The 606-nt window shown below is 40.8% G+C and carries 1 protein-coding gene; it reads left to right on the forward strand.

Annotated features, from left to right (window positions below; all coding sequences use genetic code 11):
• Window positions 1-326: 326 nt before the first annotated feature.
• The coding region (locus tag ACFINO_RS11095) for a hypothetical protein (RefSeq protein WP_375655900.1) at window positions 327-606 on the forward strand (280 nt) is incomplete at its 3' end.

The following is a 606-nucleotide window of genomic DNA, read 5'->3' on the forward strand; positions in this document are numbered from 1 at the left end:
GAGAAGTAATTGGTGTTATACTTTTAAAGAAGACAATCTTCCAAATTGTCGTCCTGGCGCTGTCATCCCACAGCGCAGTGTCAAGAAGCGCTTGAACAGCCCTTTTTGTAAAAAATATAAAAATAGCCGTAAATGCCAACCTTAAATATTGCTGTTTGTGGAAACTACAATCCCCACATTCATGTGTTCCCATGCCTGTGTGGGATTGTTCTCTTCATCCACCATCTCAATATTGTTCACCGTTGTTTGAAACAGCGGTGGCAGAAAATATCAACAGGCTTTCAAGCCATTGCATTAAAAAGAAATCCATTCAAAGAGGGGAAAAAATGAAACAAACTCTAAAGCTATTAGGTGCGGTAATTTTGTTTATCATAACAGGATGTCAGTTTAACAAACTTCCTCCAGGAGATGTGGCTGCGTGGGAGAAAAATGGTGTTACTGATTTTACTGAGGTAGGAAAAGCCTTGTTAGAATGTGGCATGCCAACCCCTTATGATCGCGATCCAGAAAACCAAAAGCTAAGTCCTAATGATATGGTCTCCATTGATGCTTGCATGGTTCAAGCAGGATTCCGCTATAAAGATGAAGAGGTAGAAAGAGCGGGAG

The sequence above is a fragment of the Bartonella sp. AA83SXKL genome, assembly GCF_042196965.1.
Classification (GTDB): domain Bacteria; phylum Pseudomonadota; class Alphaproteobacteria; order Rhizobiales; family Rhizobiaceae; genus Bartonella.